Source organism: Pseudomonas sp. ADAK21 (assembly GCF_012935735.1).
Classification (GTDB): domain Bacteria; phylum Pseudomonadota; class Gammaproteobacteria; order Pseudomonadales; family Pseudomonadaceae; genus Aquipseudomonas; species Aquipseudomonas proteolytica.
Window position 1 is genome coordinate 1,143,462 of record NZ_CP052857.1, and the last position, 14,041, is coordinate 1,157,502.

The window sequence follows — 14,041 nt, forward strand, 5'->3', positions numbered from 1 at the left end:
CATGGGCTTACCCGACACTGATGCGCCTCGCCAGGTGCCTCTGGACAAACTGGTGAGCGGCGACGTCGCTCACCACACGTTGTGCCCGGGCATCAGCCTGTGCCGGTTGAGCGCCGGCCAGAAACCCGGCCTGGCCCTGCAGATTGCACCTGAGGCGCTGCAGGCCGGCCAGGTGCAGCGGGTGCTGGAGCGGCGCTTTGTCCACGCCATGGTGTTCGATGGATGCTTCGTGTACCTCGATGCCAAGGGCAACCTGGTGATCTGGCATGCGCTGGTGCCCAACGGCCAGCCGCTCGATGACATCGTCAGCCGCCTGCTCTCACTGGCCAAGCTCGAAGCCCTGGATGTACAGCGCGCGCCCTAGCGGCGCGCAAGCTCCGGTAACTCAAGGGTCTGGCGCTTGGATTCATCATCCAGCTCACGCAGGGTGCGATAGATCAGCGCCACCGCCTGCAAACTCTCCCGTGGAATCGGCGCCCCCAGCTTTCGCTCATACAGCATGCGCGCCAGCCACACACACTGGATCACCGGCACGTCGGCGGCCTTGGCTCGGCCAATCAACTGGCGCGCCTGGGCGTCTGTGCCTTTGTCGACCAACATCGGCAGCGGCGTTTTGCCGGGCCGGTAGTACAGTGCCACGGCAAAGTGCGTCGGGTTGACCACCAGCATGTCGGACTCTTCCAGCTTGGGCAGCTTGACCTTTGGCTCTTCCTGGGCGAGTTGGTAGGCCAGGGAGCGACGCTGGCCTTTGACGTGGGGGTCGCCCTCCATGTCCTTGTACTCCTTGACCACCTCCACCTGGGTCATGCGCATGCGCTTGGCAAAGAAATACTTCTGCATGCTCCAGTCGATCAGCGCGAGCACCAGCAGCAGCCCCAGGCAGGCATGCAGCAAGTGGCGGAACAGGGCGATCAGCGCCACGATGTAGCTTTGCAGATCGCTGGTGGCCAGGTCGATCAGCACTTGTAGCGAGGGGGTGATCACCACATAGAGGATCAGCGAGAGCAACAACGCCTTGCCCAGTCCCATCAAGAGGTTGATCACCGACTGCGCAGAGAACATTTGCTTGAGCTGGCTGAGCGGGTTGAGGCGATTGAAGTCCGGCTTCAGGCTTTCCGGGGCGAACAACAAGCCGAACTGCATCCAGCTGCTTATCAGCTTCACCGCGATCGCCACCCCGCACATCAACAGGCCGAACGAAAAAAACACCACCAGGCCATCCATCAGCACTTCTTCCAGGGCGCGCACAAACGGCTGGCCGACGCGCGCAAAAGGCAATGCCATCATCTGCTGGAAGCGCTGCAGGCTGGTTTCGGCGGTGAACAGAGCGATCTCGCTGATCGCGGTGAGCACCAACAGTTTGGCCACGTCCTGGCTTTGGGCAACCTGGCCTTTCTTGCGTTGGTCCTTGAGTTTCTTGGGGCTCGCCGCGTGTTTTTTCTCGCCGGAGTCACTCATTGCCCCGGGCCCCGAACCATCAGGCCAAGAGCATGCTTGAGGTCCGTCAGCAAGCCCATGCGCCCGACGATCAAATCCTCCAACAGGGCAAAGTACAGCAACAGGAAAGCCAGGCCCGCCAGGCTCTTGGCCGGCATGGCCAGGGTGGACACCTGTAGCTGCGGACTGTAGAGCCCGAGCAAGGCGAAACCGAACTCCAGCAGCAACAGCACCGCAATAAACGGCGCCGCGTAGAGCATCATGTGCACGAAGGTATCGCCGAGCAGGCCAAGGAACTCGCTGAAGCCATTGACCGCCGGCAGCGGCACCCACGCCGTGGGTGGCCAGATCAGGTAGCTGTCCCAGATCACTTGCGTCAGCACGCCCAACCCAAGGGTCGAGATCAGCAGAAAAATCGCCAACTGCTTGAACAGGTGCCCGACCGGTGTCGCATCCGGCCCCAACGAAGGGTTGAGTTGCCCGCCCGCCAGGGCTCCACGCTGGTTATCGAGCAACGCGCCTACCGACTCGAACATCCAGAACGGCATGAACAGTAAAACCCCGAGCAAGAACCCCAGGGCCGCCTCCTTGAGCACCAGCCCGCCCAGCACCAATGCGGAGTAGTCCTTGCCCATCAATGCGGCATGAATGCCGGGTGTGGGAAACAGGGCCACGACCATCACGATCGTGTGCCGGGTCATCCCGCGCACATGCTGGAAACAGAAGGCCGGCACCAGGAACATGCACGGGTAGATGCGCGCCATGCTGATCAACAGGCTGGGCAAGAACTCAAGGTAAAGGAGCAATGCGTGTGCCTCAGTTCAGTGCCGAGCGGGCAATCATGTCGAATGTCATGTTGATCAGTTGAATCAACTCCACGCCAATCCAGCGCCCGGTCAGGATCAGGGTGATGCCGACGGCCACCAGCTTGATGCCAAAGGGCAATGTCTGGTCCTGTACCTGCATCAGGGCCTGCACCAGGGAGGTCAGCACCCCGACGATCACCGCGACAATCAGCGGCGGCGCCGAGAGCACCACCACCAACAGCATGCCTTGCTTGAACAGTACGATCGGTTCCATAGGTCACTCACAGATAAGAAAGGAACAGACTGTCGAGCAGCCGCGACCAACCGGAAACCAAGACGAACAGCAGCAACTTGAGGGGCAGGGAGATGGTCATCGGCGAGACCATCTGCATGCCCAGGGCCAGCAGCAGGTTGGAGACAATCAGGTCGATGACGATAAAGGGGATATAGATCAGGAAACCGATTTCGAACCCCGCCTGCAATTGCGAAATCACATAGGCCGGAATCAGCAAGATGAGGTCGTCGCGCTGGGCGTTCTGCGCCATTTCCGGCGGCCACATGCGTGCGGTGTTTTCCAGCAGGTGCGTGAGGACGTCCGGGTCGGTATTGCGGGTCATGAACAGGCGCAGCGGCTCGATGGCCACCAGCCCCGTTTCCTGGAAGCGTTGCACGCTGCTCAAGTCCACCGGGGCTTGCTTGACGTTCTGGGCGATGGCATACCCTACCGGCGCCATGATAAACAGGGTCGCCGCCAGGGCGATGCCGTTGAGCGCCATGCTCGGCGGCACCTGCTGCACGCCGATGGCGTTACGGGTGATCATCAGCACGATGATGATTTTCAGAAAGGCGGTGCAGACGATCAACAGCATCGGCATCAAGGCCAGTGCGCCGATGAATAACGCGAGGATTACGGGCTCGACCCCCTGGAACGTCATCGCGCGAAAATCACACGGGACAGCTGCAAGCCCAGGCGTCCGTCCATCTCCACCAACTGGCCCTGGCCAATCGGCCGATCGCCATAGTAGAGCCCCGCCATGCCGGGGGCGTAGCCCGCGATGCTCAACACCGCACCGGGCGCAAGGTTGCGCAGTTCCCCGAGCGTCAGGTTCAGGGTGCCACAGCGCACATTCAAGGCCATGCTCAACTCATCGAAAGGCTCATGGCCAAAAACATCCACCACGGGTTCATCAAGGTCATGCTCTTCATACCCCGAGTAGTGTTGTGCTGAAAGATCCTCGTCCACAGACGTTTCCTCAGTAGATATAAGTGTCAGGCCCATTGGCCCTGATTCATCGTCAATGCGCCCATGCAGGCGATGCTTGCCAATCCGTAAATGGCCATTGCCATGCACATCAAAAAAAGCCTGCTCCAGCATCACCACATCACCGGCACGCAGGCCGCGAACTTGGCTCAGGGGCAGCTTCAAACGCCCCAACGTCGCGGCAATCGTCAGTTGAAACGAGGGCGGCAATGGCAGGGCCGTGGGTTGCCAACGCCCCGCATCACACAATGCCAACAGACTTTCGGGAGCCAGCAACAGGTAGCCCACCACCCTGGAGGCACCCAATGTCACCGTGAGCCGGCAGCCGAAATTCAGTTTTCCAGGGGAGGCCCGCAGCCGCAGATAACCAAACAACGCGTGCACCTGAGGGCTCAAGTGGTGCTGGAACAGTTCCCAGAACCAGGAGTCCGGATCATTGCCGGCCTCGGCCAGCGTCACCGGGCACTCCCCCAGAAGACTGAACATCGGCCCTGGCTCGCTGAAGGCCAAGAGCCCACAGGCGGTTTCGAAGTACAGAGGCGCGGCACTCCTGGGCGCACGGCCAGGCTCAAGCAGCAGCTCACCGTGCTGGCCTGTGACCTGAAACGGCATACGCAGGCCCCGCCCCAGGCGCAGGCGTGCCGCAACCGTGGCGCTTTTGACCAAGGGAATCGCGAGTGCCGGCATGATCATGCCGCGCCCACATGGACCAGGTGTAACGCGACAGGCGCGCCCAGGGCATCGGCCAGACGCTCCTCACAACGCTCGCGCACACCGCCCAGCCAACGCGCGGCATGCTCCTGCTCGGCCGCCAGCTCGATGTTCCACAGCCCCTGTTCACGGCGCACACTGGCGCTGATCCGCCCCAGGCGCGGCAAGTAAAGCACCGCCTGCAGCGGCCATTGCGCGCTGCCATGAATCCGAGGGGCCAATTGCGCCGTCATCGCCTCGATCATCAAGGTATCGCTCGCCACCCCGGCGGCCGTTGCCGAGGTGCCGTAGCCTGCCCCCTCGCCATCACTGTCCAGCAGTTGCGCAAATAACCGCCCCTGCTCCCAAGGTACGACCCCCGACGGTTGAGGCTCCTGTTCCGCTCGTGGATCGCGCGGGCGCGGGCGTTCAGGTTTGCTTGCTTGGACTTGGGTCATAGTTCTTCCTGTACCTCTTCCTGCCTCAATAAAACCGACAACTCCTGGAGTTTCTCAACCTCTCGCAGGCATTGGCTCACCTGTTTCTGTGCGCTGGCGATCTGCACCACGTGCTCCTCCCGCTGGTCATGCAATTGACCCAACTGGCCTTCTTCGCGCCGGGTCCCTGCGGACAAGGTGCGCTCCTGGAGGCTCCAGGCCTTGAGTTGCTGCAACGAGAGCACCTGGCCTTGATGCTTATCCAGCAACTCGGCGGTTTTCTCGATCTCCTGCAGCCGCGTTTGCTCAAGCGCAGCCTGTGCCTGCTGGATTTGCACCAACAGGGCTTGCTGATGCCGCTTGGCTTCACGCAACGCGCGCTCGGCGCGGTCTGCCCGATGCCGACGCAGCCGCCGCAAGGTGTCGATTTCAGAAAGGGACATGGGTGGTCAGGCTCATCAGTTGCTCGAGTGTCAACGGCATCGGCGCGGGTTCGCGCAAGTCCTGGCGCAGAAAGCCGTCCACCGCCTGGCGACTGTCCACCGCCATATCAGTCAGGGCATCGCTGCCCGGTTGGTACTCGCCCAACTTGAGCATCAACTCAATCTGCTGATACGCCGATAACAAGCGGCGCAGCGCCGTGCCGGCCTGGATATGCGCGGGCTCGGCGACGTTGCTCAGAATCCGCGACAGGCTGGCCAGCACATCCACCGCCGGGTAGTGGCCGCGCTCGGCCAGTTTGCGCGACAAGACGATATGGCCATCAAGCAGCGAGCGCACTTCATCGGCCACCGGATCGCTCATGGAGTCCTGCTCGATAAGTACGGTGTAGATCGCCGTGATCACCCCTTCGCGGGTCAACCCGGCACGTTCCACCAGACGTGGCAGCAAGCTGTATACCGAAGGCGGCAGACCGCCACGCCCCAGCGGCTCGCCAGCGGCCAGGCCGATTTCACGCTGGGCCCGGGCAAAACGGGTCAGGGAGTCGATCAGCAGCAGGACCCGTTTGCCCTGGCGTCGATAGCCTTCAGCCAATGCCGTGGCGGTGAAGGCGGCGCGGGCGCGCTCCATGCTTGAGCGGTCGGACGTCGCGCACACCAGCACCGCCTTGGCGCGCAGTTGATCGTCCAGTTCGTGGTCGAGAAACTCGCGCAGCTCGCGGCCACGCTCACCAATCAGGCCGAACACAATCACATCACAGTCAACGTTACGCGCGATCTCCGCGAGCAAGGTGGTCTTGCCACAGCCGGCGCCCGCAAACAAACCAACGCGCTGGCCTTCGCCCAGGGTCAACAGGCCATCGATCGAGCGCACCCCGGTGGCCAGTGCCCGGTGGATACGCGGCCGCTCGGTGGGCAAGGGCGCCTCGCACAACACCAGGCTGGTGTCCTCGGCGTGCGCCTCGACGAAGGCGCTGGCGCCCTCCCCCGCAATCGGGCGCCCAAAGCCATCCAGCACCTGGCCCAACAGTTCATCACTGACACGAACCCGGTGCGAGACGCCCAACTGTTCGACACTGGCGCCCACCCGCACGCCTTCAAGATTGCCCAGGGCACTGAGCACCGCATCCTGCTGATCGAAACCGATGATCTCGGCCAGCATGTAATCGCCGGTGGACTTTTCAACCTGGCACAAATCACCGATACGCGCCTGGGGCAAACGGCATTGCAGCAACATGCCGTTGACGCGCTGGATACGCCCGCGCACCGAGACCGGCGCAAAGCTGGCCAGCGCCTGCGCCCGGTCCTGCTGCCAGGCCTCCAGGCGCGCCTGCAGGTCGGCACTCACCAACGCACCTCATAACGCTGTACGCCGTCGAACACCACCTTGGTGTTATCGATCAGGACCAATCGCAAGCCATCCACTTCATCTCCCACAAACAGCCGATTGCCTTCATCCAGGACCACATGGCCATTGGGCCCGCCGACGATCTGCAGAATCTTGAAAGGGAGTGCCGTGCTACGTTCCTTGACCCGGCTGATCACTGGCACAGACGTATCGAACTGCTCCCCAAAACGATTGAGCATGCGCGACACCAATCCCATCTCTTCCTGGGCAACGTCCCCTTCCAATGTCACCTGGTCATTGATCACCTGCAGGCGGATGCGATTGCCCAGTTCACGTTCGTTGAGCATTTTCAGCAGTTGCTGGCGTACTTCGTAGGCCGAACCCAGCTCGTTTTTCTGAGTTGGCGCGGCCATCAACGACGCCTGGGCCTCATGCTCTCCGGTGGTCGCCAGGCCCACTACCATGATGATGACCGCGATCACCACCACCAGGCTGATCAGACGCTTCTGCTGGGCCCCGGATATCGACGACAACATCAGCCCCGGTGCAGCCTCATTCACCGGCCTGGCCGCTGGCGCGATGGGCATGGCAGCCGGGGCTTGCGGCCAGGGCTGATCGGCCAGGGTGACGCACAGTCGAACATTGCCCAGGGCAAAAGGAACGCCCAGTGCCAGGTCGGCAATCTGTGCCAGGAGCTGACCGTCACTGGCCCGCACCAACCCTTCTTGAGCCTGGACCGACCAGTGCTGCTCAATACACCGTAGCAGCACATGGCGCTCGGCAATCCCTTCGTCATACAGCGAAAGGTCGGCATCCGGATGCGCACCAATACTCCATTGCCCGCCGAACAACGGCAACGCCGCGCCCTGGCGCGAACCATCAAGCACACGTAGCTCAAACATCGCCAGGCCTCATGAACGTTGCAATGACAGTGACGTGTTCAACAGCCTGCACAACCACCCCAGACGTGCTCATGCCACCTCCTCGCGCAACAGATTGTCCTGGGCAAGATCAAAGCGCCCCAACACCTTGACCTTGGACGAAGCGCTGAGCTCGGCGAACGACAGGACCGGTACATGGTTGAACTCTTCCAACAGCAAGGTGCGCATGGGACTGCGCAAATCCTGTGCAACCAACAGCACACTTTTGCTCTTGGGGCGCACGACAAAGGCTTGCTTGAGCAGGCTGACCAGCGCCGCACTGCTTTCGTTATCCAGGGAAAAGAACACACCCGTCTGGGTCTGGCGCAGGGCATCGCGCAACACGTTTTCGGTATGGGGTGACAACAGCCAGGCATGCAGGCCGTCGGCTTCGCTGTACTGGTGAAGAATCTGCGACTTGAGGGCAATGCGCGCATAGTCGGTCAGGGCTTCGGGTTCACGTTCATGCTGACCGTGTTCGATCAGGGCCTCGACAATCAGCCGCACCGCCCGCAGCGGTACCCCTTCGCCGGCCAGGCGCTGCAACACCGATGAGAACCGCGAAAGCGGCATGATCCGTTGCAGTTCCTGCACCAGCTCCGGCTGATTGAACTCCAGCCAACTGAGAATCGCCTTGCTCTCTTGGATACCGAGGAACTGCGGGCCGCTGAGCAACATGGCCCGGGTCATCCGCTCCTGAAGCAGGCTGTACGCCGTCGAGCGCGCCAAGTGTTCATCGGCAAGCACAGGGTCGTCGGGCGCAAACCACACCCAGTCCTGTTCATCGCGCTCGGCCAGGCCCCTGCTCCCGCTTTCTGGATCCGCTGCCAGTGCCGCAAGCTCCACGCCAACCCAGTCACCGAGCGTGGCCTTCAACAGGGGCACTTCGTGCACGCAGAAGCGAAATTCATCGTCGGCCAACGCCGGCGCAAACTCAACTTCGAATGGCGGTAACGTCAAGCCGATCTGGGTCACCAGGCTGTTGCGGCTCTGGCGCACGCCGTGGATGACCTCCGTCACCAGCGGGCTGTTCTGCAGGGCCAGCGGAAACTGCAACAGGTAGGGGCGCGACGGATCAAAACCGCGCAGATCCTCCACCCCGTTTTGCTCAGGCGGGACGGTATCGGTAACCGGCTCCTGTGATTTTTCGTCACGCTGGCGCTGGCGCATCAGGCAATAACCCAGGCTGCCAGTCATCAGCGAAATCAGGATAAACACCACCGTGGGCATCCCCGGCAACGCCGCAAAAGCAAGCATGCCGACCGAAGCGATCATCCAGCTCTTGGGTTCGCTGGTCATTTGCCGGGCAATTTCGGCGCCCATGTTGTTGCTGCCCTTGCTGCGCCCGGACGGGGCCACACGGGTGATAATCATGCCGGCAGTCAGCGAGATCAGCAGGGCCGGAATCTGCGCGATCAGGCCATCACCAATGGTCAATACCGAGTACAACGCCATGGAGTCGCCGGCGCTCATGCCATGCTGGAACATGCCGGTGGCAAAACCACCCAGCAAGTTGATCACCACAATGATCAACCCCGCGATGGCGTCTCCCTTGACGAACTTCATCGCGCCGTCCATGGCCCCGAACAGCTGGCTTTCGCGCGACAGCTGCTCACGCTTGTCCCGGGCCTGGTTGCCGTCGATCAGCCCGGCACGCAGGTCGCTGTCGATGGACATTTGCTTGCCGGGCATCGCGTCCAGGCTAAAGCGTGCCGCCACTTCCGCGACCCGTTCCGAGCCCTTGGTAATGACCAGGAAGTTGACCAGGGTCAGGATCATGAAGATCACCAACCCCACCGCCAGATTGCCGCCCACCACAAAGTTGCCGAACGCCTCGACAATGTCACCGGCGTCCTGCTCCAGCAGGATCAGGCGTGTGGTCGCAATCGACAACGCCAGGCGAAACATCGTGGTCAACAGCAGAATCGATGGAAACGAAGAAAAGGCCAGCGGCCCCGGCAAATACAACGCCAGCACGATCAACAGGCACGAAATACAAATATTGAGGGCAATCAGGATATCCACCAGCCAGGTGGGCAACGGCACGATAAAGATAAACACGATAGCCATGACCACCACCGCGCCCAGCACCTCGGCGCGTTGTGCAACCTTTAGCAGCAACGCATTGATTGCCCGCAACGCACTCATGCCTTCAATCCCGGCCACGTGTGGGTATGGCGCGAGCCACGCTCCTGCGCGGCGTATTCAAGCAGCACGTGCTTGTAGCTGTTCAACGCTTCTTCGCGGCGTCTCGCATCACACCACCAGGCCAGGGGCAGGGCCTTGAGTTCCGGGAAAAAGGCACTGAGGCCGCTCAACTGATGAGCCAGCTGACTGCCGCCCAAATCCCGGGCCAGATGTTTGATTTCCTGGGAGGAAAGACCACCGGCCGCATACCCCAGCAAGCGTTGCAACAAGCCCACCGGATCCAGCTGCAGTTCGGGGTACAGAAGCAGGGATTGCCCGATCAACGCCTTGCAGCGCGCGAGCACACCACTCAATCGACTGCAGTCATTGAGACCCAGCAACAAGGTCCGCAACTGGCCCCGGTCGACCGACGAGGTCTGTGCCGCAACATCATCGGCCAGGGCCCGGCGTATCAGCTTCAACCCGGACGCAAAGTCCCCTTCACCAAACAGCCCCAGCAATGATTGCATCAGGGTCGCCAGCGATTGGCTCGTGACCACGCTGGTGTAATACATGCTGCGTACAGCCTGGCGCAGCTGCGGGTCATCAGTGCCCGCCTGCAGCGCCAACGCGGTATTCAGCCCCGCCTGGATCTGCGGCTTGTAATCGGCCTCCAGGCCAGCCAGGGAAGTGCGCGCCAGGCTTGCCTCTGCGGTACGCCCCTCGGCATCCGCCTGCAGCGCCACGTGCTTGAGCACCACATAGGCCCGCGCGGGGTCGTTGCCGGTGATGTCCATCATCTTGCCGACCCCGCCACCGAGCAGCAGCTGGACCCTGACATTGCGAGCGATGGTCGCCATTTTCGCCTGGGCCGGGTGACCCAATTGCTCATAGAGCTGGGTCAGTTGTTCGACCGCCGGGATGCGCAAGCCTAGTTGGCGCTGCCCCAACGCCCGGGCGTTGAGTTCGACCTCTTGGCTGAACAGCACACTGAGATCGTCCGCAACGGGGGCGCTTATCGGCGAAGACAGCCCACTTTCAATCCGTGCCGGTGCCGGTTGATTCAGGTGCGCGGAATTTTGCACATCTAGGTTGGGATCGACTTTCATGGAAATGCCATAGCAAGAGATTCGTATCCTTGTGTGGCTGGAAGGCCCGATCCGGTTCCATCTTCATGCGCTTGCCATGGCGCATGAAAATACCCGCACAAATCCACGATGCTCTGCGCAAGCGATTGCACAAAAAACACCTAAAACAAGATATTTCCTTATATTTATCAAATAGATATCGATCTTTTCCGTTTGGCACAAGCGGTGCTAACAGGGTTCTCGTCGAAACCATTTCGACCGTTTTTACCCTGAGGAAAAATCATGGATATCCCAATCAGTGTTTTAGTCAATCTTCCCCGTGACCCTAGCCAATCCATCCAAGATCTGTCCGACGAGCACCACAAACGCCTGCGCCGGTTCATTCATAAACGCGTACTGAACCCGGAGGATGCGGACGATATCCTGCAACTGACGTATCTGGAGGCATGGCGTAACCGCCATCACTTCAGCGCGCAGGCGTCCCTGAGCACCTGGATGTGCGGGATCGCGCTGAATTTGATCCGCAATCACTTTCGCCGGCTCTATGCCAAGCCAGTGCATTGCGAGTTCGATGAATCGTTGTCCCACGGACACAACGAAGAGCAGGACCTGGCGCGCCAATTCGAGATCAGCCGCCGGCTGGAAAACACCCTCAATGCGATCCAGCACCTGCCCCTGGAAATGCGCAACACCTTGTATGCCTCACTGGAAACCGACGGCAGCTACCAGGACACCGCCGATGCCCTGGCGATTCCGATCGGTACCGTCCGTTCCCGCCTGTCCCGGGCACGGGAACAACTGAAACGCGCGACAAACTCTCACCCGTTCCAGTAGGAGAGGGACCGCCCAGGGATAGGGCCAACCTTCCGGTTTCAGGCTTTTTTCGAACGTGGCAACAAAATCGCCAGCACCCCGAGCAGCGGCAGGAACGAGCACAGCGTGTACACGTATTCGATGCCGTGGATGTCCGCCAGATAGCCCAGCAACGCCGCACCAATCCCGCCAAACCCGAACATCAGGCCAAAGAATACCCCGGCGATCATCCCCACATTGCCCGGTACCAATTCCTGCGCGTAAACAACAATCGCCGAGAACGCCGAGGCCAGGATAAAACCGATCACCACACTGAGCACGCTGGTCCAGAACAGATCGACATGGGGCAGCAACAGGGTGAACGGGGCCACGCCCAGGATCGAGAACCAGATCACCGCCTTACGGCCGATTTTGTCGCCAATCGGCCCACCAAAGAACGTGCCCGCCGCCACGGCCCCAAGGAACAGGAACAGATGCAGTTGGGAGCTGGCCACCGACAGGTCGAACTTCTCGATCAGGTAAAAGGTGAAGTAGCTGGTGAAGCTGGCCATGTAGAAGTACTTGGAAAACACCAACAACCCCAGCACCACCAGCGCACCCAGTACGCGGTTTTTCGACAAGCCATGGGTAGCGGCCTGGCCTTGCTTGAGCTTGAACAGGTTCAAGTGGTTGCGGTACCAGCGGCTGATCGCGTACAGCACCCCCAGGGCGAACACCGCGAACAAACCGAACCAGGCCACATTGCCCTGGCCAAACGGAATGATGATCGCCGCCGCCAGCAACGGGCCAAAGGCCGAGCCGGCGTTACCGCCCACCTGGAAGGTCGACTGCGCCAGGCCGTAGCGGCCACCGGATGCCAGGCGCGCCACGCGGGATGCTTCCGGGTGGAAGGTCGAGGAACCGATACCGATCAAGGCCGCCGCCAGCAGAATCAGTGGAAAACTGCCGACCTGGGACATCATCAGAATCCCGATCAGCGTGCAGATCATCCCGCACGGCAGCAGGAACGGCTTGGGATGGCGATCGGTGTAGTAACCCACCCACGGCTGGAGCAAGGACGCCGTGAGTTGGAACGTCAGGGTAATCAGGCCGACCTGGGTAAAGGTCAGGCCATAACTTTCCTTGAGCATCGGATAGATCGACGGCAACACCGCCTGAATCAGGTCATTGATCAAGTGCGCCAGCGCTACGGCGCCGATGATAGACATGACCAACGGGCTGGATTGCCCGGCGGCCGGCGCCGTAGCCACTGAAGGCTGGGAATTGGTAAGAGCCATGAGGAACGTTTCCGTACAGCAGATGGATGCACAGGTGCAGGTGTGACAATGTGCCACTTATTGGGGCAGGAAGGCTATCCCGTTAGCAGGCTAACGAGTAGGTGAATCGATGCAGCGGTCATGTCTTGTAAAGGGCCAGCAAGCTAGTACGCCGACGGTAGAACACCCCAGATCAAATGTGGGAGCGGGTTTGCCCGCTCCCACACTTTAATCTTTGGCTTTGGGACCTGCGCAAAACCCAGCCAATGGCCGCCTTACCCGGCGTTTTTGCTTAAACAGTTGATAGCGTAGATAAATTTTCAAAAAAAGCGCTTGACGCTTCTTCGTTCTGAGCGAATAATGCGCGCCACTTGGCTACATAGCTCAGTTGGTTAGAGCATAGCATTCATAATGCTGGGGTCCGGGGTTCAAGTCCCTGTGTAGCCACCAAGTACCGATCCATAGATGTCTACAGCAGTCTATGAATCACCTCAAGAAGCCCGCCTCGTGCGGGCTTTCTTGTTTCTGGCTGTCCCTCCCTGCATCCCCTCTGTACCTTCTCCGCGCACTCCCTGAACCAGCAAGAGCCTAAAGAATGCGCCGTGATTTCCACTGGCAACCTGGCCGGGCTCGAAAAAACGTCGCCTCCCTCTCGCCGTTGCCCTTACTGTTTAATCAGCATCCCACGCAGAAGCAACTCCAGCGCTACGACGCCCTGGGCCAGTCGAGTGTTGCCATCTTCACCCTCGGCGATCCAGAACGCGGCTTCCGCCAGACTGCCGTAGATCATCGATGCCAAGGCCTGCGGATCGGCCGGAGCAACGATGCCGCTCTGCATGAGGCTGTCGATCAGGCGCCGCATAGATTCAACACAATGGCGCTGTGAGTCAGGCGACGCCCCCCCTAGCACCGCCCTGGCGTCGCGCAGCACGATGCGCTGGATTTCCGGCTCAAGTGCCATCTCCAGATAAGCCCGACAGCGGCTGCGGAAACCTTCCCACTCATCATCGGCGGCGTTGGAGATGGCTTGCAGGCGTTGGTCCATCTCAGCATCGATTTGCTCCACCGCCGCTGCCAGCAACCCTTTCTTGTCGCCGAAGTGGTGATAGAGCGCACCCCGTGTCAGGTTCGCTTGAGCGGTGAGGTCGTCCATAGACGTATCGGCGTAGCCGCGATCGCTAAAGACCTTACGGGCAGTTACCAGCAATGTGGCTCGAGTTTCTTCCATTTCAGCACGCGTGCGACGAGCCATTACCACCCCTCTTACATACTATCCGTATGATTATTTACATTCTCTGCGTATGAATATACAGTCCTATTCATACATTGCGTATGTATCTTCCCATATTTTACCGCCATGCGTCGCAGTCGCACCGAGGAAAATCAACAACCGCTCCTCACCGCAATGACACTTACCG

Annotated in this window: 15 protein-coding genes and 1 tRNA gene; 3 read left to right on the forward strand and 13 right to left on the reverse strand. The window is 60.5% G+C overall.

What is annotated here, in order from left to right:
• Position 1 precedes the first annotated feature (1 nt).
• The gene (locus HKK57_RS05340; protein WP_169389878.1) at positions 2 to 364 is read left to right on the forward strand and encodes a transcriptional regulator; all 363 of its coding nucleotides are present in this window, start codon (positions 2 to 4) and stop codon (positions 362 to 364) included.
• On the opposite strand, the gene sctU is transcribed toward HKK57_RS05340, so the two are convergent.
• The 11 genes from sctU to HKK57_RS05395 form a co-directional block, all read right to left on the reverse strand.
• Entirely contained in the window at positions 361 to 1,458 is a 1,098-nt protein-coding gene (gene sctU, locus HKK57_RS05345) for a type III secretion system export apparatus subunit SctU (protein WP_070996753.1), read from the reverse strand. The genes HKK57_RS05340 and sctU overlap by 4 nt on opposite strands.
• Positions 1,455 to 2,243, reverse strand: a complete 789-nt coding sequence (gene sctT, locus HKK57_RS05350) for a type III secretion system export apparatus subunit SctT (protein WP_169389879.1) — start codon at positions 2,241 to 2,243, stop codon at positions 1,455 to 1,457. Before sctT ends, sctU begins: the two co-directional genes overlap by 4 nt.
• A 10-nt stretch (positions 2,244 to 2,253) precedes the next feature.
• A complete protein-coding gene (gene sctS, locus HKK57_RS05355; protein WP_029295719.1) occupies positions 2,254 to 2,517 on the reverse strand; it encodes a type III secretion system export apparatus subunit SctS in 264 nt (87 codons plus the stop codon).
• A gap of 7 nt (positions 2,518 to 2,524) precedes the next feature.
• A complete protein-coding gene (gene sctR, locus HKK57_RS05360) occupies positions 2,525 to 3,178 on the reverse strand; it encodes a type III secretion system export apparatus subunit SctR (RefSeq protein ID WP_029295721.1) in 654 nt (217 codons plus the stop codon).
• Positions 3,175 to 4,197, reverse strand: coding sequence for a FliM/FliN family flagellar motor switch protein (locus HKK57_RS05365; RefSeq protein WP_169389880.1), 1,023 nt, complete (start codon positions 4,195 to 4,197; stop codon positions 3,175 to 3,177). Before HKK57_RS05365 ends, sctR begins: the two co-directional genes overlap by 4 nt.
• On the reverse strand, positions 4,194 to 4,652 hold the full coding sequence (locus HKK57_RS05370; RefSeq protein WP_169389881.1) for a type III secretion system HrpP C-terminal domain-containing protein: 459 nt from the start codon (positions 4,650 to 4,652) through the stop codon (positions 4,194 to 4,196). The genes HKK57_RS05365 and HKK57_RS05370 overlap by 4 nt, the downstream gene beginning before the upstream one ends.
• A complete protein-coding gene (gene sctO, locus HKK57_RS05375) occupies positions 4,649 to 5,074 on the reverse strand; it encodes a type III secretion system stalk subunit SctO (protein WP_092233501.1) in 426 nt (141 codons plus the stop codon). Before sctO ends, HKK57_RS05370 begins: the two co-directional genes overlap by 4 nt.
• Positions 5,061 to 6,419 carry a FliI/YscN family ATPase gene (locus HKK57_RS05380; RefSeq protein WP_104911604.1) on the reverse strand — a complete coding sequence of 453 codons (1,359 nt, stop codon included), beginning with the start codon at positions 6,417 to 6,419 and terminating at the stop codon, positions 5,061 to 5,063. The genes sctO and HKK57_RS05380 overlap by 14 nt, the downstream gene beginning before the upstream one ends.
• Positions 6,416 to 7,321 carry an FHA domain-containing protein gene (locus tag HKK57_RS05385; RefSeq protein ID WP_169389882.1) on the reverse strand — a complete coding sequence of 302 codons (906 nt, stop codon included), beginning with the start codon at positions 7,319 to 7,321 and terminating at the stop codon, positions 6,416 to 6,418. Before HKK57_RS05385 ends, HKK57_RS05380 begins: the two co-directional genes overlap by 4 nt.
• A 69-nt stretch (positions 7,322 to 7,390) precedes the next feature.
• Positions 7,391 to 9,487 (reverse strand): type III secretion system export apparatus subunit SctV, encoded by a 2,097-nt coding sequence (gene sctV, locus HKK57_RS05390; protein ID WP_169389883.1) that lies wholly within the window; start codon positions 9,485 to 9,487, stop codon positions 7,391 to 7,393.
• Positions 9,484 to 10,575, reverse strand: a complete 1,092-nt coding sequence (locus tag HKK57_RS05395) for an HrpJ domain-containing protein (RefSeq protein ID WP_092233494.1) — start codon at positions 10,573 to 10,575, stop codon at positions 9,484 to 9,486. Before HKK57_RS05395 ends, sctV begins: the two co-directional genes overlap by 4 nt.
• Positions 10,576 to 10,836: 261 nt before the next feature.
• Between HKK57_RS05395 and HKK57_RS05400 the strand changes: the two genes are divergently transcribed.
• On the forward strand, positions 10,837 to 11,388 hold the full coding sequence (locus HKK57_RS05400) for an RNA polymerase sigma factor (protein WP_029295739.1): 552 nt from the start codon (positions 10,837 to 10,839) through the stop codon (positions 11,386 to 11,388).
• Between the two features lie 38 nt (positions 11,389 to 11,426).
• Here HKK57_RS05400 and HKK57_RS05405 read toward each other — a convergent pair whose 3' ends face one another.
• Positions 11,427 to 12,644, reverse strand: coding sequence for an MFS transporter (locus tag HKK57_RS05405; RefSeq protein WP_029295741.1), 1,218 nt, complete (start codon positions 12,642 to 12,644; stop codon positions 11,427 to 11,429).
• Positions 12,645 to 12,996: 352 nt separating this feature from the next.
• Between HKK57_RS05405 and HKK57_RS05410 the strand changes: the two genes are divergently transcribed.
• Positions 12,997 to 13,073: transfer RNA gene (locus tag HKK57_RS05410), tRNA-Met, on the forward strand.
• 214 nt (positions 13,074 to 13,287) lie between these two features.
• On the opposite strand, the gene HKK57_RS05415 is transcribed toward HKK57_RS05410, so the two are convergent.
• Positions 13,288 to 13,875: a TetR/AcrR family transcriptional regulator gene (locus HKK57_RS05415; RefSeq protein ID WP_029295765.1), complete on the reverse strand. Its 588-nt coding sequence runs from the start codon at positions 13,873 to 13,875 to the stop codon at positions 13,288 to 13,290.
• Between the last annotated feature and the right edge of the window lie 166 nt (positions 13,876 to 14,041).